12 protein-coding genes and 1 tRNA gene are annotated in these 17,086 nt (G+C 67.5%); 6 read left to right on the top strand and 7 right to left on the bottom strand.

Annotated elements, in window-relative coordinates; translation table 11 throughout:
* Window positions 1-19: 19 nt before the first annotated feature.
* Both BLT03_RS03825 and BLT03_RS03820 read right to left on the bottom strand, forming a co-directional pair.
* The gene (locus tag BLT03_RS03825; protein ID WP_092740484.1) at window positions 20-1,447 is read right to left on the bottom strand and encodes an FAD-binding oxidoreductase; all 1,428 of its coding nucleotides are present in this window, start codon (window positions 1,445-1,447) and stop codon (window positions 20-22) included.
* Between the two features lie 60 nt (window positions 1,448-1,507).
* Entirely contained in the window at window positions 1,508-1,960 is a 453-nt protein-coding gene (locus BLT03_RS03820; protein WP_092740482.1) for a DUF2069 domain-containing protein, read from the bottom strand.
* Between the two features lie 21 nt (window positions 1,961-1,981).
* On the opposite strand from BLT03_RS03820, the gene BLT03_RS03815 reads away from it, so the two are divergent.
* Window positions 1,982-3,232: a YihY family inner membrane protein gene (locus tag BLT03_RS03815; RefSeq protein ID WP_092740480.1), complete on the top strand. Its 1,251-nt coding sequence runs from the start codon at window positions 1,982-1,984 to the stop codon at window positions 3,230-3,232.
* 158 nt (window positions 3,233-3,390) lie between these two features.
* Here the strand turns inward: BLT03_RS03815 and hpnE are convergent, their stop codons facing one another.
* Window positions 3,391-4,728, bottom strand: coding sequence for a hydroxysqualene dehydroxylase HpnE (hpnE, locus tag BLT03_RS03810; RefSeq protein WP_092740478.1), 1,338 nt, complete (start codon window positions 4,726-4,728; stop codon window positions 3,391-3,393).
* Window positions 4,729-4,745: 17 nt separating this feature from the next.
* Window positions 4,746-5,585, bottom strand: a complete 840-nt coding sequence (hpnD, locus tag BLT03_RS03805; RefSeq protein WP_092741047.1) for a presqualene diphosphate synthase HpnD — start codon at window positions 5,583-5,585, stop codon at window positions 4,746-4,748.
* A gap of 208 nt (window positions 5,586-5,793) precedes the next feature.
* Between hpnD and BLT03_RS23750 the strand changes: the two genes are divergently transcribed.
* Window positions 5,794-7,260: a hypothetical protein gene (locus tag BLT03_RS23750; RefSeq protein WP_139160313.1), complete on the top strand. Its 1,467-nt coding sequence runs from the start codon at window positions 5,794-5,796 to the stop codon at window positions 7,258-7,260.
* Window positions 7,261-7,329: 69 nt separating this feature from the next.
* Here BLT03_RS23750 and BLT03_RS03790 read toward each other — a convergent pair whose 3' ends face one another.
* From BLT03_RS03790 to hpnC, 3 genes are all read right to left on the bottom strand, one after another.
* Window positions 7,330-8,232, bottom strand: coding sequence for an amino acid ABC transporter substrate-binding protein (locus BLT03_RS03790; protein ID WP_245711229.1), 903 nt, complete (start codon window positions 8,230-8,232; stop codon window positions 7,330-7,332).
* Window positions 8,233-8,392: 160 nt separating this feature from the next.
* Complete coding sequence (locus tag BLT03_RS03785) at window positions 8,393-9,793, bottom strand: L-serine ammonia-lyase (RefSeq protein ID WP_092740470.1); 1,401 nt, start codon at window positions 9,791-9,793, stop codon at window positions 8,393-8,395.
* A gap of 242 nt (window positions 9,794-10,035) precedes the next feature.
* Entirely contained in the window at window positions 10,036-10,965 is a 930-nt protein-coding gene (gene hpnC, locus BLT03_RS03780) for a squalene synthase HpnC (protein WP_092740468.1), read from the bottom strand.
* A gap of 50 nt (window positions 10,966-11,015) precedes the next feature.
* Here hpnC and BLT03_RS03775 point away from each other — a divergent pair, with 50 nt between their 5' ends.
* The 4 genes from BLT03_RS03775 to tig all read left to right on the top strand — a co-directional run bounded on the left by BLT03_RS03775 (window position 11,016) and on the right by tig (window position 16,997).
* Window positions 11,016-12,275 carry an efflux RND transporter periplasmic adaptor subunit gene (locus tag BLT03_RS03775; RefSeq protein WP_092740466.1) on the top strand — a complete coding sequence of 420 codons (1,260 nt, stop codon included), beginning with the start codon at window positions 11,016-11,018 and terminating at the stop codon, window positions 12,273-12,275.
* A gap of 10 nt (window positions 12,276-12,285) precedes the next feature.
* The gene (locus BLT03_RS03770; protein ID WP_092740464.1) at window positions 12,286-15,453 is read left to right on the top strand and encodes an efflux RND transporter permease subunit; all 3,168 of its coding nucleotides are present in this window, start codon (window positions 12,286-12,288) and stop codon (window positions 15,451-15,453) included.
* 93 nt (window positions 15,454-15,546) lie between these two features.
* Window positions 15,547-15,633: transfer RNA gene (locus BLT03_RS03765), tRNA-Leu, on the top strand.
* A gap of 53 nt (window positions 15,634-15,686) precedes the next feature.
* Window positions 15,687-16,997 carry a trigger factor gene (gene tig, locus BLT03_RS03760; RefSeq protein WP_092740462.1) on the top strand — a complete coding sequence of 437 codons (1,311 nt, stop codon included), beginning with the start codon at window positions 15,687-15,689 and terminating at the stop codon, window positions 16,995-16,997.
* Window positions 16,998-17,086: the final 89 nt, after the last annotated feature.

Here is a 17,086-nt window from a genome sequence, read left to right as displayed (position 1 = left end):
CGCGGGAACCAGCCCGTGGTCAGGCGCTGTGCACCGGCAGCATGCAGTGCGGGTTCATCAGGCCCTGCGGGTCCAGCGCGCCCTTGATGGCGCGCATCATGGAGAGCGCCACGGGCGACTGGTACTTCTCCAGCTTGTCCACCTTCAGCGCGCCCACGCCGTGCTCGGCCGAGAACGAGCCGCCGAACTGGGCCACCGCTTCGTACACCAGGTGGTTCACCCGGGCTTCCTCGTCACGCAGGAAGGCCTTGGCATCGCCCTCTGCCGGGGCCTGCACGTTGTAGTGCAGATTGCCGTCGCCCAGGTGGCCGAAATTGACCAGCCGCACGCCGGGAATCTCGCGCTGCAGCAGCGCATCGGCGTATTCGACGAACGCCGGAATGCGCGGGATCTGCACCGAAATGTCGTGCTTGATGTTGAGCCCTTCCTCGGCCTGCGCGAGCGGAATGTTCTCGCGGATGTGCCAGAGCTGGTGGGCCTGCGCCAGGTTCTCCGCCACCACCGCGTCGGTCACGCAGCCGGCCTCGAAGGCGGTTTCCAGCAGCGATTCGAAGCGGGTGCGGGCGTGGGCTTCCGATTCGCTGTCGCTGTTTTCCAGCAGCACGCCGTAGGGCACGTCGGCCTGATCGATGAAGGGCACGCGCAACTGCGGCATGTGCTTGGCCACCAGGCTGAGGGCGAAGCGGCCCATCACCTCGAAGCCGGTCAGCCCCGCGCCCAGGTGCTTGTGCGCCAGGGCGAGCAACTGCACGGCGTGCTCCATGGACGGCACGGCCGCCCATGCGGTGAGGCTGGCCGCGGGCTGCGGGTAGAGCTTCATCGTCGCGGCGGTGATGATGCCCAGCGTGCCTTCGCTGCCGATGAACAGGTCGCGCAGGTCGTAGCCGGTGTTGTCCTTGCGCAGGCCCTTGAGGCCGTCCCAGATCTCGCCCTGCGGCGTGACCACTTCCAGGCCCAGGCACAGGTCGCGCGTGTTGCCGTAGCGCACCACCTGCGTGCCGCCGGCGTTGGTGGCCAGATTGCCGCCGATGGTGCAGCTGCCCTCGGCCGCCAGGCTCAGGGGAAAGAGCAGGCCGGCCTTTTCGGCCGCGTCCTGCACGTTCTGCAGGATGGCGCCGGCCTCCACGGTGAGCGTGAGGTTGTCGGCATCGACCGCGCGGATGGCGTTCAGGCGTGTCAGGCTCAGCAGCACCTGCGTGCCGGTCTCGTCGGGGATGGAGCCCACGGCCAGGCCCGTGTTGCCGCCCTGGGGAACGATGGCCGTGCCGGCGGCCGCGCAGGCGCGCACCACGGCGGCCACTTCCTGCGTGCTGCCGGGGCGCACGACGGCCAGCGCCTTGCCGCGCGCGCGGCGGCGCCAGTCCTGTTCCCAGGCGGTGAGGTCGCCTTCGGTGAGCACATGGGCGGCGCCGACGGTCTGGCGCAGGGTGTCGATCAGTGTGGACATGGTGTTCTCGAACTCTCGCGGAAACGGATCATGGGACGAAGGCGGGCGGCAGGGCCGCCTTCAAGACGTCGATGCAGGCGTGGCGCCGGACGCAGCCAGCGCCGCCGCAGCGCGCGCATGGCGCTGGCGCAGCCGCACGTGCAGCGCGCAGGCTACGAACAGGCCCAGGCACAGCGCGATCTCCAGCATCGCCAGCCAGTTGCCCGGCGGCTTGTCGCTCCATGCGCGGACCACGCCTTCGGTGAAATAAAGCCACACCACCAGGCTCACCCAGCGGTAGGTGTACATGCGGTGCTTGAGCAGGCCGGCGAGCGGCACCGCCAGCGGCAGCGCCTTCAGCGCCAGCCAGGAGCCGCCGGGGCGCAGCGGCGCCAGCCACAGCTCCCAGGCCAGGCTGAGCACGATCAGGCCGAGCAGGCAGCCCACGGCCAGCCATCGGGTGGCAGCCACGTCGGGGGCTGCAGGGTGGCCGGGGCTGGTGGCCGCGCCAGGGGTGAGGGGGGAAGATGGCATCGGGGTGGCATCATATCGGCCATGTCCTTAGCCCCACTTGCGCAGCGCTTTGAAGCCGTGCTGGCCGATCTGTCGCATTTCCCCTGGCGCATCACGGCGCACACCCTGCGCGAGCGGTTCCGCGAGGACCGCCTGGGCCTCACGGCCAGCAGCCTGACCTTCACCACGCTGCTGGCGCTGGTGCCGTTTTTTACCGTGGCGCTGGCCGTATTCACCGCCTTTCCCATCTTCGGCACGCTGCAGACCGGCCTGCAGCGCTGGCTGGTGGACAGCCTGGTGCCGGACAGCATTTCGCGCCAGGTGCTGGGCTATCTCACGCAGTTCGCGGCCAAGGCCAGCGGGCTGGGCGTGGCGGGCTTTTCCATCCTGCTGGGCACCGCCCTGGCGCTGGTGCTCACCATCGACCGCACGCTCAACAACATCTGGCGCGTGCGCCGGCTGCGGCCGCTGGGCCAGCGCGTGCTGATCTACTGGGCCGTCATCACGCTCGGGCCGCTGGTGCTGGCGGCCAGCCTGGCGCTCACCACCTGGGTGGCGGCATCGGCCTCTCGCGGACTGCACGATGCGCTGCCCGACAGTGCGCGGCTGCTGTTCGATTCGATCGAATTCATGCTGCTGGCCGGCGGCACCGCCGCGCTGTACCGCTATGTGCCGAATACGCAGGTCAAGTGGCGCCATGCGTGGTCGGGCGGGGTGTTCGTCTCGGTCGGCATCGAGGTCGCCAAGAAGGTGCTGGGGCTGTACCTGGCGTCGGTGCCCACCTATTCGGTGCTCTATGGCGCGTTCGCCACGCTGCCGATCCTGCTGGTGTGGATCTACGTGGCCTGGGTGATCGTGCTGCTGGGCGCGGTGGTGGCGGCCTACCTGCCCAGCCTGCTCAACGGCGTGGCCCGCCGGGCCAGCGGCCAGGGCTGGACCTTCCAGCTGGCGGTGGAGGTGCTGCAGGCGCTGCACCAGGCCAGCGGCACGCCCGGCCGGGGAATGCGCATGAGCGGCCTGTGCCAGGCCCTGCGCGTGGATGCACTGCAACTGGAGCCCGTGATCGAGGCGCTCACCGCGCTGGACTGGGTGGTGCAGGTGAACGAGACCGCCGCCGGCCTGCCCGAAAGCGTGGAGCCGCGCTACCTGCTGGTGGCCGACCCGGCCGTCACGTCGCTGGAGCCGCTGGTGCAGCGCCTGCTGATCGAGCGGTCGCAGAGCCTGGAGCGCTTCTGGGGCAACACCGGCGTGGCGGTGCTCAAGATGGCGGACGTGCTGCCCCGCGTTGCCTGAGCGGCGGCGCTTCCGGCTGCCTTGCGCTGAAACCGGACTGGCTGCGGCCTGACTGCGGGGTGACTGTGGGGTGACAAGGGCCGGGGCTCGGCTCTGCAAGATTGGTGGTTTGCTATTGTTTTTGTAGCTATGTGCCCTAGTGGTATATGCGCTGGAGGCTATTTTTTGCCCAACTGCTGGCCCACTGCCGTCCCCGCCAGTACCGCGCCTTCGAGCGTGGCGGGGTAGGGCCCGCGCACATAGTCGCCACAGGCCCACAAGCCCGGCGCGATGGCGTTGGAGGGGCGCTGAAGCGCAGGCGTGCAGGCGAACGTGGCCCGCTTTTCCACCACCGTCTGCACCAGCTCCAGGGCTGGCAGGCCCAACTGGCGCATGGCCTGGCGCAGCACCTGCTGCTCGCGCTGGGCCCGGTCGCCCTCGAAGGCGCTCACCACCAGCGCCAGCAGGCCGGCGCGGCCGCCCAGCGCACCGCGGTCGAAGGCGAACTGCGCCGGCTCGCCCGGCGAGCTGCGCAGCGCCAGCATGGGGCTCTCCAGCACCGGCCCCTGGGCGCCGGGCACCTGGGCATAGACCGTGGCGATGGCCGTGAAGCGCATGGCGCCGGCAACGGCCGCCCAGTCGTACAGGGCCGAGCACAGTTCCTTGCGCGCGGCGGCCTGGGCCGAGCCCGCGCAGCCCGCCACCAGCTTGGCCGCATCGCTGCTGGGCAGGGCCAGCACGGCGGTGTCGTAGGCCTCGCCGTCCACCGTCCAGCCGCTGCCTTGCTGCGGGGCCACCGGCGCGACGGACTGCACCCGCCGCGCGCGGTGCACGGCATGGCCCTGGGCCTGCAGCCATTGCGCCGCGGGCTCGGGAAACAGCGCGCCCAGGTCGGTGCGCGGCAGCAGCAGGTTGGAGCCGCCGCGCCCGCTGAAGAGCGCATCGCGCAGCACGCGCAAAAACACGGTGGCGCTGGCGTCGCTGGCGGGCGTGTTCAGCGCCGAGACGCACAACGGCTCGACGAACTCCGCCATCAGTTGCGCCGGCAGGCCCTTGCTGATCTGCAGCACGGTGTCGCCCGGTTCGCAGCGGAAACCGCCCAGGCCCCACATCCAGCGCGCGGTGGTGATCAGCAGCGCCAGCCGTTGGGCGGGCCCCCAACCGCGCGCGGTGGCGATGCCCCACACGGCGTCCCACGGCGGGGCGATGTCGGGCAGGCGGATGCCCTTGCCATCGGCAAAGCGCAGCGACAGCGGCATGCGCAGCAGGGCCGCGTCGGGGTCCACGCCCACCACCTGCATGAGGCGCAGGCATTCGGCATACGCGCCGATCAGGATGTGCTGGCCGTTGTCCAGCGTGACCGAGTCGCCTTGCCCGTCGGACACCGACAGGGCGCGTGCCCGGCCGCCCAGAACGCGCGTGGCCTCGAAGACCGTCACGCTGTGCCCGGCCTGCGCGGCGGCCACGGCGGCCGCCATGCCCGCCCAGCCTCCGCCGATGATGGCAACCCGTTGCATGGGGGAACGCGCGCCGCTCAAAACCGGCCGAGCGCCTGGACTTTCCAGGCCAGCCAGAACTTGCGCAGCGGGGTCAGGCTCACCCGCTGGTGCAGCACCTGGAAGTTGTCGCGCTCGATCTCGCGCAGCAGCGTGCGGTAGATGCTGGCCATCATCAGCCCGGGTTTCTGCGCGCGCCGGTCGGCCGGGGGCAGCAGGGCCAGCGCCTCGTCGTACAGCCCATGCGCGCGCTCGGCCTGAAAGCGCATCAGCGCGGTGAACCGGTCGGAATACTGGCGCTTGAGCACCTCGTGCGCCTTCACGTCGAACTGCTGCAGCTCGGCCACGGGCAGGTAGATGCGGCCCATCATGGCGTCCTCGCCCACGTCGCGGATGATGTTGGTGAGCTGGAACGCCAGGCCCAGCGTGTGGGCGTATTGCGTGGTGCGCTCGTCGGTCTGCCCGAATATGCGCGCCGCCACTTCGCCCACCACGCCCGCCACCAGCTGGCAGTAGCGCGACAGGCCCGCGAAGTCGAGATAGCGCGTCTGCTCCAGGTCCATCTGGCAGCCGTCGATCACGGCCTGCAGGTGGCGCTCTTCGATGCCGTAGGCGGCCGTGTGGGGCATCAGCGCCTGCATCACGGGGTGCGTGGCGCGGCCCGCGAACGATTGCGCCACCTCGGCCTGCCACCAGGCCAGCTTGGTGCGGGCCACGCCGGCATCCGAGACTTCGTCCACCACATCGTCGACCTCGCGGCAGAACCCGTAGAAGGCCGTGATCGCAGCGCGGCGCGGCGCGGGCAGGAACAGGAAGGCGTAATAGAAGCTGCTGCCCGAGGCGGCGGCTTTTTGCTGGACGTACTGTTCCGGTGTCATGGGGCGGGATTCTCCCATGGGCGCCACGGCCGGGCGGCGAGCGATGGCGCGCGAAGGGCGGGCAGCCGGACCGACGACGGGTGCCTTCGCATTCCAGCCAGCGCTTTCGGGTGACAAGGCCATGCGCGTGCCGAGCCTGCCTACAGTGCATTTCAAGCGGCGATTTCCCGATGCAAGGCACGGCGAGCGACCGCGTCGAAAGGTTTTCATGTCACTCACTTCCAAGCTGGCTTCCAAGGTCTTGTCTGCGGGCAACCGCTTCGTCAAGGAGGTGGCGTCGAAAACCACGGGCCAGCCAAAGAAGACCCCATCGGGGACTTCGCAGGCCCGGCCGCAGCAGGATGCCGTGTTCTCCAAGCTGAATGCGCGACCCAATGGAGCGGCAGCCCGTCCGCAGGGCTCGCAGTCGCAGCCGCCCCGGGCCAACCTGCAGTCGTTCCGCCCGGGCAGCCAGCAGACCGGTCTCGGCGGTCAATCGCAGCAGCGCATGCAAACCTCGGGCTATCAGCAGGCCACGACTGCCGCGCCATCTCAGCGCAAGCAGCAGCCCGAGCCCGCGGGCCTGAAGATGTTCGGCGGCGGGCGCGGCGATGCGCCGGTGTCCCAGCCGGGAGTGCATCGCACTTCGATGCGCCCCACCAATTCATCGAGTTCCCTCAGTTCCATGAGCTCCTGGGGTTCCTCGAATTCGTCGAGTTCCCTCAGCTCTTGGAACTCCACCAGTTCCTCGGGCTCTTCTAGCCCGACCAGCCCCTCGCGTCCCTCTAGCCCCTCTCGTCCGACAAGCCCTTCGCGGCCCACGGGCCCGGCAAGTCCCTCGCGTCCGGCAAACACTGCCCAGGCTGCAAAGCCTCAGCAGGCACCCTCGGCAACAAGTTTCGGGCGGACCCAGCCCCAGTCCGCAGCGACCGGTACCGACCAGCCAAAAATGCAATTCATCCGGGGAACGCGGCAGGTCAAGGCGCAATACCTGGAGGCCAAGGCCCGCATGGAAGCCCTGACCAGGGAGCATCACCAGGTGGACACGCAACTGGACAACGCGACCGATGCCATGTCCGACAAGGATTACGACGCGCTGAACGCGCGGTTTGAAACCCTCACCGCTCAGAAAAAAACAGCGGTCCGTGAGCACAATGCCCTGCGCAACGAAATGGCGAGGATGAACATTCCCGTGGCGCACCATTTGAGCCAGGCACTGGCGGCCAACCTGCCGATGCTGGAGAAACTGGCGGACCTTTCCGGCAAGTTCACCAAGGTCGATCAAACGGGCATGGCTTTCGACCTGGAGCGCACGATGCGCCGCAGCGGTGCCAAGATGGTGAGCACCTTCAAGACGGCCCAGGAGTTCAATGAACTGTCGGGCCAGCGCGAGGCCATCCTCCAAAGCCACAAGCAGCTCAAGCAATTCCTCGCCAGCGACGAGATGAAAGGCCTGCGCTATGCCGATCCTCAGCTGCATGCCTCACTGAGCCAGATGGCGAACATGGATATCGGCCAGTCTTTCAACAAGCTGGATGCCTTGCAAAGCGTGGCCAAGGACATCGAAGAAGCGTTCGACAGCCAGGGGATTTCGTCGATGCTGTATTCGACTCCCAGCACGCCAGAGGAAATCCAGGCGCGCAAGGAACAGGAATTGCGGGAGCACCAGGAGGCGATCGACCAGGGCTACATGTAGGCCAGTGGCCGGGGAGGGCGCGCGCTGGTCCAGGACGGCCGCCCCTGCCGCCAACGCGGCGGGCCGGCCTCAGAAAGCGATCTGTTCCACGCCCATGTCGCTCGGGCGGCGCAGGGCTTCCTTCATGAACAGGCTCATCGGCAGCATGCCCTGCTGGTCCACGCTGAACCACTTCTTGTACAGCGCGGCCATTTCGCCGCCCTGGATCATGCGGCGGGTGACGCGGTCCACCACTTCCTTGAACTTGGGATCGTCCTTGCGCAGACCGATGCTGTAGGGCTCCAGCGACAGGCGCTTTTCCAGAAAGTGGTAGTCGTCCACGTTCTTGCCCAGGCGGGTGAGCGGAATCCAGATGCCCGCGTCGTCGGCGAAGGCGGCGTCGGCCTCGCCCTTGACCAGGGCGCTCACCACGTCGATGGTGCTGTCGGCCAGCACGTAGTTGAAGCGGCGGTTGTAGGTGCGTTCGTTGGCGCGCAGCAGCCCCTCGTTGGTGGTCTTGCCCTGCACGGCAATCTTCTTGCCCTGCAGGTCGTCGAGCGTCTTGATGCCCGAATCCTTGCGCACCAGGAACGAAGACGTCGCCACGAAGATGTGGTGGCTGAACGCGATTTCCTTCTGGCGCGCGGCGGTGTTGGCCGTGCCGCCGCATTCCAGGTCCACCACGCCGTCCTTCACGTCGGTGATGCGGTTCTTGCCGTCCACCAGCAGGTAGTGCACGCGCAGGTCGGGCCGCTTCAATTCCTTCTTGATCTCTTCGAAGATCTGCAGGCACACATCGACCGTGTAGCCCTTCACCGCGCCGTTGCTGTCCTTGAACGAAAAAGGCAGGGACTTTTCGCGGTGGCCCAGCTTCAGTTCCCCGGAGCTTGCGATGCGCGCCAGCGTGTCTTCCGCCCAGGCCGGTGTGGCGCTGCCGAACGCGGCCACCGCCGCCATGAACGCCCACGGGCGCAGTCGTGAAAGGAAATGCATCTTGGAAAGGCGGTTAGGAAGAACGAACGGGCACCGCGCCGGGCGGCGGGCGAAAACCGCAAAGTGTATGCGCGTGTAACGAAAAATGGCAGGGTTTGCCCGCGAGCCGACGTGCCGGTGCGTCCTATTCACCACACTCCCTGGACAAGCGCCAGAGCGATCAGCACTCCACGACGTTCACCGCCAGCCCTCCGCGCGATGTTTCCTTGTATTTGCTCTTCATGTCGGCGCCGGTCTGCATCATGGTCTTGATGACCTGGTCGAGCGAGACCATGTGGGTGCCGTTGCCGCGCAAGGCCATGCGCGCGGCGTTGATGGCCTTGATGGCGCCCATGGCGTTGCGTTCGATGCACGGAATCTGCACCAGCCCGCCCACCGGGTCGCAGGTCATGCCCAGGTTGTGCTCCATGCCGATCTCGGCCGCGTTCTCGACTTGGCCTGGCGTGCCTCCCATGACCGCGGCCAGTGCGCCGGCCGCCATCGAGCAGGCCACGCCCACCTCGCCCTGGCAGCCCACCTCGGCACCCGAGAGCGAGGCGTTTTCCTTGTAGATGATGCCGATGGCGCCCGCCGTGAGCAGAAAGTCGGCAATGCCGTCCTCGTCGGCGCCGGGCACGAACTTCACGTAGTAGTGCAGCACGGCCGGGATCACGCCGGCAGCGCCGTTCGTGGGCGCCGTGACGACGCGCCCGCCCGCGGCGTTCTCCTCGTTGACGGCCATGGCGTAGAGGTTGATCCAGTCCAGCATCGACAGCGGGTCGCGCAGCGCCTCTTCGGCCCGGCTCGACAGGGTCTGGTGCAGCAGCCCGGCGCGCCGCTGCAGCCGCATCGGGCCGGGCAGGCTGCCCTGGCTGGCGCAGCCGCGCTGCACGGCGCCGGCCATGGTCTGCCAGATCCGCAGCAGGCGCTGGCGCACTTCGGTGCCGCTGTGCCAGTGCCCTTCGTTGGCCAGCGTGATCGCCGCGATGCTCTGGCCCGTGGCCGCGCACTGGGCCAGCAGCTCGGCCCCGGTGCGGTAGGGGTAGGGCAGGCCTGCGCCGGTGCCTGCGGCATCGGGCTCCATGGCGGCGACGCTGTTGAGCACGCGCTGGCCCGACTCGTCCACCACGAAGCCGCCACCCACCGAATAGTAGGTGCGCGAGAGCAGCACTTCGCCCTGCTCGTTCAGTGCGTGAAAGCTCAGGCCGTTGGGATGGAACGGCAGGCTCTTGCGCCGAAACAGCAGGTGTTCCTTTTCGTTGAACGCGATCCGGTGCGTGCCCAGCAGGTCGAGTTGGCGGCTTGTGCGGATCGCCTCCACCGTGGGGCCGATCTGGTCCGGGTCGATCCGGTCCGGCTCGTGCCCGGCCAGGCCCAGCAGCACGGCGCGGTCGGTGCCGTGCCCCACACCGGTGGCCGCCAGCGAGCCGAACAATTCGACCCCCACCCGCTGCACTGGCCCGAAGCCCACCTGCTGCTGCACCGCGACGGCGAACTGCCGCGCCGCGATCATGGGCCCGACGGTGTGGGAGCTGGACGGGCCGATACCGATCTTGAACAGATCGAAGACGCTGATGGACATGGCGGGCAATGCAAGGGCTGTGGGGCGCGCAGGCTAACCCGGCAGCGGGGGGCGGGCATGCTCGGTATCCCTGAGCGAGGGTTGCGGCCGCTGTTTCGGGCAGCGCACATCGACAAGAGATTTGCTATTAAAAATATAGCACAACACCGCCGTATTCATTGCGCTGGATGCCGATTTGGCTCTCAGTGCTCCGTGCGAGAGCGAAGGGCCCTGCAGCCGCGCTTGCCGGCCATGAATTCGGCTTACATCGCCACGGCCCGGCCCAGCATGCGCGCCCAGTCGAGCGGGCGCAGGCGCGGCCGGGTGTGCAGGCTGGCGCCGTCCAGGGCTTCGACCTTGTCCAGGATGCGCAGCCCGCCCTGCACGACCAGGCGCAGTTCCCACCCTGCGCGCCCGGGCAGGCTGTGCACCAGGGGCGCGCCTTGCTCCATCAGCCGGCGGGCCCAGGCCGCGCAGTCGTTGACAAGCGCCCGGGTGGCAGGCGTGGTGCGCAGGGTGGACAGCTCGGCGCGATCCACGCCGTGCGCTGCGCAGTCCGCATCGGTCAGGTAATGCCTTCCGCGCGGAATGTCCACGCTCAGGTCCTGCCAGAAGTTGATCAACTGCAGCGCGGAGCAGATCGCATCGCTGCGGGTGAGCGACGTCGCATCGCTCACGCCGTACAGGTGCAGCAGCAGCCGGCCGACGGGGTTGGCGGAGCGCCGGCAATAGTCCAGCAACTCGGCCCGGTCGGCGTACACCGCGCCGTCGCGGGTGCGTGCCACGTCCTGCGTGAAGGCGCTCAGCAGGTCGGCCAGCAGCGGCACCAGCAGGGCATGGCTGTGCAAAACGGCTTGCAGCGGCCCGAAGATGGCCGCCCACCGCGGCGCCGGTGCGTGGCCAGCGGCGATGGATTGCAGCTCCGCGCCGTACTCGGCCAACATGGCCAGCCGTTCGTCCGGAGTGGCATCGCCTTCGTCGGCCAGGTCATCCGCCGCGCGCGCGAAAGCGTATATGGCTGCGATGGGCTGGCGGAGGTGCGGCGGGCACAGCAGCGAGGCCACCGGAAAATTTTCATAGTGCGTCACGGCCGGCGCCAAAGGGGCGCCCGGCGTGGCGGAGCGGGGGTCGGATGGGGGTGCGGGCGGGGTCACCGCGCGATTGTCGCTTGACAAGTTGATGAGGCTTCTCATAGATTACTAACCAGTCAGTCAGTAAAACAAACCGCTTTCCCGGAATCAGCATGAACACCTCTGTCGCGCCGCGGCTTTCCCGGCCGTTCCCCTCGCAGCCCCGTCACGGGGCATTTTCTTGGGTACAGCGCGCAATGGGGGGGCTGGCCCTCGGCGCGGCGGTGCTCGCCGGGGTGGGCTGCTCCAAGCCCGAGCCGGCGCCCGAGCCGGTGCGCTCCGTCAAGCTGCTCACCGTGGGCGCGGGCCCGCTGAACACGCAACTCGAATATGCCGGCGAGGTGCGTGCTCGCATCGAATCGCGCCTGGGCTTTCGCGTCGCCGGCAAGATCGTGCAGCGCCAGGCCGAACTCGGCCAGCGCGTTCAGGCTGGGCAAGTGCTGGCCCAGCTCGATCCGCGCGACTACCAATTGGCCGCTGACGCATCGCGCGCCCAGGTCGCCTCCGCCCTCACGCAGCGGGAACTCGCCGCCGCCGACTACCAGCGCTACTCGGCGCTGAAGGCGCAGAACTTCATCAGCGGCGCGGAATTGGAACGCCGTGCCTCCACCCTGAAAGCCGCCGATGCGGCGCTCGACCAAGCCCGCGCTCAGTTGGCCTCGCAAGGCAACCAGACCGGCTACACGCGGCTGGTGGCCGATGTTTCCGGCGTGATCACGGGCATCGATGCCGAGCCCGGCCAAGTGGTTTCGGCCGGCACCCCGGTGGTGCGCATCGCCCAGGACGGCCCACGCGACGTGGTCTTCGCTGTACCGGAAGACAAGGTTGCCCGCATGAAGACCGGCCAGCCGGTGGCTGTGCGCTCCTGGTCAGGCGGTCAGCCCTTGACCGGCCGGGTGCGAGAGGTGGCCGCCAGCGCCGACGCCGTCACCCGCACGTTCCAGATCAAGGTCGCCATCGAAGGCGCCGAATCGCCGCCCCTGGGCGCGACCGTGTATGTGCTGCCCGAGGCGCTGGGCCAGGCCGGCCAGCAGGCCATCAAGCTGCCCACGAGCGCGCTGCGCCAGGATGGCCAGCAGACGGCGGTGTGGGTGTTCGACGCCGCCAGCGGCACCGTGCGCTCGCAGGCTGTGCAGATCGCCACGGCGGACGGCAACGAGGCCGTGGTGGCCTCGGGCCTGGCCCCCGGCATGCAGGTGGTGGCCACGGGCGTGCACGTGCTGTCGCCTGGCCAGAAAGTAGTGCCTTATCAGCAAAAAATGCCTCCAGCGCAGGCGAATACTGCGCAAGCTGCTACCAATAACGTAGCAAGCGCACCGGCCGCCGCAGCGTCCGTCCCGGTGGCCACCGTGCCCGCATCCACTGCCCGCTGAAGGCTCTTCCATGACGCAGATCCAGCCGAAAGAGGGCTTCAACCTCTCCAAATGGGCGCTCGACCATCCGGCGCTCACGCGCTACTTGATGATCGTGCTGATGCTGATGGGCTTCGGGGCCTATTTCCAGCTTGGGCAGGACGAAGATCCGCCCTTCACCTTCCGTGCAATGGTGGTGCGCACCTTCTGGCCCGGCGCCACGGCGCAGCAGGTCGCCGAGCAGGTGACCGACAAGCTCGAACGCACCCTGCAGGAGGTGCCGTACGCCGACAAGATCCGCAGCTACTCCAAGCCCGGCGAGTCGCAGATCATCTTCAACATCAAGGATTCGTCCAAGGCGGGCGATGTGCCCAACGTCTGGTACACGGTCCGCAAGAGGATCAACGACATGCGAGGCACCCTGCCGCAGGGTGTGCAGGGTCCGTTCTTCAACGATGACTTCGGCGATGTGTACGGCGTGATCTACGCGCTCGAATCCGAGGGGTTCAGCTACGCCGAAGTGAAGACCTTTGCCGACGACGTGCGCCAGCAGTTGCTGCGCGTGCCCGACGTGGCCAAGGTCGAGCAGTTCGGCGTGCAGGACGAAAAGCTCTACATCGAAATTTCTCAGAAGCGGTTTGCGCAGCTGGGCCTGGACATGAACCAAGTGCTGTCGCAGTTGGGCCAGCAGAACGCGGTGGAAAGCGCCGGCACCATCCAGACGCCACAGGACCAGGTTCAGGTGCGCGTGGCCGGCCAGTTCGGCGCGGTGGAAGAACTGCGCGCCATGCCGATCCGCGGCGCCTCGGGCGCGCAGCTGCGCCTGGGCGACATCGCCGAAGTGCACCGCGGATACGTTGAACCGGTAGCCGTGAAGGTGCGCCACCAGGGCAAGGAAGTGATCGCGCTCGGCGTGTCGATGGCCAAGGGCGGCGACATCATCCGGCTGGGCGAAGCGCTGCACGCCGTCACCCAGCAGATCGAAAAGACCCTGCCGGCCGGCGTCAAGCTGGTGAACGTGCAGGACCAGCCCAAGTCGGTGTCGTCCTCGGTCAACGAGTTCGTGAAGGTGCTGATCGAGGCCGTGGTGATCGTGCTGGCCGTGAGTTTCCTGGCGCTCGGGCTGCACAAGCGCCCCGGCCAGCACCCGTTGTGGAAGCGCTGGACGCTGGACATCCGCCCCGGCCTGGTCGTGGGCATCACCATCCCGTTGGTGCTGGCCGTCACGTTCCTGGCCATGTGGTACTGGAATATCGGGCTGCACAAGATTTCGCTGGGCTCGCTCATCATCGCCCTGGGGCTGCTGGTGGACGACGCCATCATCGCCGTCGAAATGATGGTGCGAAAGATGGAGGAGGGCTACGACAAGGTGCGCGCGGCCACGTTCGCCTACGAGATCACCGCCATGCCGATGCTGACCGGCACGCTCATCACCGCCGCCGGCTTTCTGCCCATCGGCATCGCCAAGTCGGTGACCGGCGAATACACCTTCGCGATCTTTGCCGTGACGGTGATCGCGCTGGTGCTGTCGTGGCTGGTGTCGGTGTACTTCGTGCCTTATCTGGGCACGCTGCTGCTCAAGAAGCCGCCGCACGTGCACGTGGGCGAGGACGGCCAGCCGCACGAGGCATTCGACAGCGGCTTCTACAACGTGTTCCGCCGCTGCGTGGACTGGTGCGTGCGCTACCGCTGGATCACCATCGGCCTCACCGTCGGCATCTTCGCGCTCGGCATCGTCGGCATGGGCCGGGTGCAGCAGCAGTTCTTCCCGGATTCGAGCCGGCCCGAACTGCTCATGGACATCTGGTTCCCCGAAGGCACTTCGTACGAGGCCAATGAAGCGGTCACGCGCCGCGTCGAAGAGCGCCTGCGGGCCGAAGCCGGCGTCTCCACGGTCACCGTGTGGGTGGGCTCGGGCGTGCCGCGCTTCTATCTGCCGCTCGACCAGGTGTTCCCGCAGACCAACGTGTCGCAGTTCATCGTGGTGCCGCAGGACCTCAAGGTGCGTGAAACGATGCGCGTGGGGCTGCCCGAAATGATGGCGCGCGAGTTTCCCGAAGTTCGGGCGCGCGTGAAGCTGCTCCCCAACGGGCCGCCGGTGCCGTATCCGGTGCAGTTCCGCGTGGTGGGCACCGACCCGACCGTGCTGCGCGCCCGGGCCGATGAGGTCAAGGCCATCCTGCGCGACCACCCGCAGATGCGGGGCGTGAACGACAACTGGAACGAGTCCGTCAAGGTCATGCGCCTGGAAGTGGACCAGGACAAGGCCCGCGCCCTCGGCGTGACCAGCCAGTCCATCGCGCAGGCCGCCCGAACCGTTTTCACCGGCACGACCGTGGGCCAGTACCGCGAGGGCGACAAGCTCATCGATATCGTGTTCCGCCAGCCGCCGGACGAGCGCAAGGCCATCACCGACGTGGCCAACGCTTACCTGCCCACCGCGTCGGGCAAGGCCATCCCGCTGACGCAGATCGCGCGGCCGGTCTTCACCTGGGAGCCGGGCGTGATGTGGCGCGAGAACCGCGACTACGCCATCACGGTGCAGGGCGACGTCATCGAGGGCCTGCAGGGCGCGACCGTGACCGAAGCGCTGCTGCCGGGCCTGCGGCAACTGGAAGCGAAGTGGCATGCCGCCGGCCAGAGCGGCTACCGCATCGAAGTGGCGGGCGCGGTGGAGGAAAGCTCCAAGGGCTCAGCCTCCATCGCGGCGGGCATCCCGATCATGCTGTTCATCACGTTCACCCTGCTGATGCTGCAACTGCACAGCTTCAGCCGCGCGGTGCTGGTGTTCCTGACGGGCCCGCTGGGCATCGCCGGGGTGGCCGGAGCGCTGCTGCTGCTCGGCCGGCCGTTCGGCTTCGTCGCGCTGCTGGGGGTGATCGCGCTCATGGGCATGATCCAGCGCAACTCCGTGATCCTGATCGATCAGATCGAGCAGGACCGTGCGCGCGGCGTGCCGGCCTGGGACGCGATCGTGGAATCGGCCGTGCGCCGGCTGCGCCCGATCGTGCTCACCGCCGCTGCGGCCGTGCTGGCCATGATCCCGCTGTCGCGCAGCGTGTTCTGGGGTCCGATGGCCGTGGCCATCATGGGCGGGCTGATCGTGGCGACGGTGCTGACACTGCTGGCGCTGCCCGCGATGTATGCAGCGTGGTTCCGCGTGAAAGAGCCCGATCGGCACGCTCCGAAACCGGCTTGATGGGAGTCGGTCCGCCGACAAGGTAAAATCGAAGGTTGACCAATTTCACACAGGTGTCCGGCCCTGCCGGGCGCCTGTTTTGTTTGTAAGTTTGCGCGGGTGGCGAAATTGGTAGACGCACCAGGTTTAGGTCCTGACGCCAGCAATGGTGTGGGGGTTCGAGTCCCCCCCCGCGCACCACGGTGCGGCTGCAAAGCAGCCGTCACGGTCCCCATATTCATAGAGGAAGAGCCATGGCCGTTACTGTTGAGACCCTTGAAAAGCTCGAGCGCAAGATCACGCTGAGCCTGCCCCTCACCGCGATCCAGTCCGAGGTCGACACGCGCCTCAAGCGCCTGGCCCGCACCGTGAAGATGGACGGCTTCCGTCCCGGCAAGGTGCCGATGAACGTCGTGGCCCAGCGCTATGGCTACTCGGTGCAATACGAAGTGCTGAACGACAAGGTCGGCGAAGCCTTCGCCCAAGCCGCCAACGAAGCCAACCTGCGCGTGGCCGGCCAGCCCCGCATCACCGAAAAAGACGGCGCTCCTGAAGGCCAGGTCACCTTCGACGCCGTGTTCGAAGTGTTCCCTGAAGTCAAGATCGGCGACCTGACGGGTGCCGAAGTCGAGAAGCTGTCCGCCGAAGTGACCGACGCCGCCATCGACAAGACCATCGACATCCTGCGCAAGCAGCGCCGCAGCTTCGCCCAGCGCGCACAAGGCGCCGCCGCCGAAGACGGTGACCGCGTGACGGTCGACTTCGAAGGCAAGATCGACGGCGAAACCTTCTCCGGCGGCAAGGCCGAAGACTTCCAGTTCCTGGTCGGCGAAGGCCAGATGCTCAAGGAATTCGAGGACGCTGTGCGCGGCATGAAGTCCGGCGAAAGCAAGACCTTCCCCCTGGCTTTCCCTGCCGATTACCACGGCAAGGACGTGGCCGGCAAGACGGCCGACTTCATGGTCACCGTGAAGAAGATCGAAGCCGCCCACCTGCCGGAAGTCAACGAGCAACTCGCCAAGTCCCTCGGCATCGCCGACGGCACGGTCGATGGCCTGCGCGCCGACATCAAGAAGAACCTGGAGCGCGAAGTCAAGTTCCGCCTGCTGGCCCGCAACAAGCAAGCCGTCATGGACGCCCTGGTGTCCAAGGCTGAACTGGACCTGCCCAATGCCAGCGTGCAGGCCGAGATCGCCCGCCTGCTGGAAGGCGCCCGTGCCGACCTCAAGCAACGTGGCATCAAGGACGCCGACAAGGCTGAAATCCCTGAAGACGTGTTCCGTCCCCAGGCCGAGCGCCGCGTGCGCCTGGGCCTGGTCGTGGCAGAACTGGTTCGCGCCAACGAACTGCACGCCAAGCCCGAGCAACTGAAGGCCCACGTGGACGAACTGGCTGCCAGCTACGAAAAGCCGGAAGACGTCGTTCGCTGGTACTTCGGCGATCGCCAGCGTCTTGCCGAAGTGGAAGCGGTCGTCATCGAAAACAACGTGACCGATTTCGTGATGGGCAAGGCCAAGGTGACGGACAAGTCCGTTTCCTTCGACGAACTGATGGGCCAGGGCTGAAGCACTGGTACCGCTGGATGAACCCATTGCGGTTTCTGGCGGTTGGATGACATTGGGGGCTTGTGCTTGCGTGCACAAGCCCCAATTCA

Source organism: Paracidovorax valerianellae (assembly GCF_900102625.1).
In the GTDB taxonomy this organism is placed as follows: Bacteria; Pseudomonadota; Gammaproteobacteria; order Burkholderiales; family Burkholderiaceae_C; genus Paracidovorax; species Paracidovorax valerianellae.
This window is presented reverse-complemented; position numbering and strand designations above follow the sequence as displayed.

Coding starts and splice junctions, on each gene's coding strand:
- BLT03_RS03820 (WP_092740482.1), bottom strand. CDS start 1,960: ATGCCATCTTCCCCCCTCACCCCTGGCGCGGCCACCAGCCCCGGCCAC.
- tig (WP_092740462.1), top strand. CDS start 15,687: ATGGCCGTTACTGTTGAGACCCTTGAAAAGCTCGAGCGCAAGATCACG.
- hpnC (WP_092740468.1), bottom strand. CDS start 10,965: ATGAGAAGCCTCATCAACTTGTCAAGCGACAATCGCGCGGTGACCCCG.
- BLT03_RS23750 (WP_139160313.1), top strand. CDS start 5,794: ATGTCACTCACTTCCAAGCTGGCTTCCAAGGTCTTGTCTGCGGGCAAC.
- BLT03_RS03825 (WP_092740484.1), bottom strand. CDS start 1,447: ATGTCCACACTGATCGACACCCTGCGCCAGACCGTCGGCGCCGCCCAT.
- BLT03_RS03785 (WP_092740470.1), bottom strand. CDS start 9,793: ATGTCCATCAGCGTCTTCGATCTGTTCAAGATCGGTATCGGCCCGTCC.
- BLT03_RS03790 (WP_245711229.1), bottom strand. CDS start 8,232: ATGCATTTCCTTTCACGACTGCGCCCGTGGGCGTTCATGGCGGCGGTG.
- BLT03_RS03775 (WP_092740466.1), top strand. CDS start 11,016: ATGAACACCTCTGTCGCGCCGCGGCTTTCCCGGCCGTTCCCCTCGCAG.
- hpnD (WP_092741047.1), bottom strand. CDS start 5,585: ATGACACCGGAACAGTACGTCCAGCAAAAAGCCGCCGCCTCGGGCAGC.
- BLT03_RS03815 (WP_092740480.1), top strand. CDS start 1,982: ATGTCCTTAGCCCCACTTGCGCAGCGCTTTGAAGCCGTGCTGGCCGAT.
- hpnE (WP_092740478.1), bottom strand. CDS start 4,728: ATGCAACGGGTTGCCATCATCGGCGGAGGCTGGGCGGGCATGGCGGCC.
- BLT03_RS03770 (WP_092740464.1), top strand. CDS start 12,286: ATGACGCAGATCCAGCCGAAAGAGGGCTTCAACCTCTCCAAATGGGCG.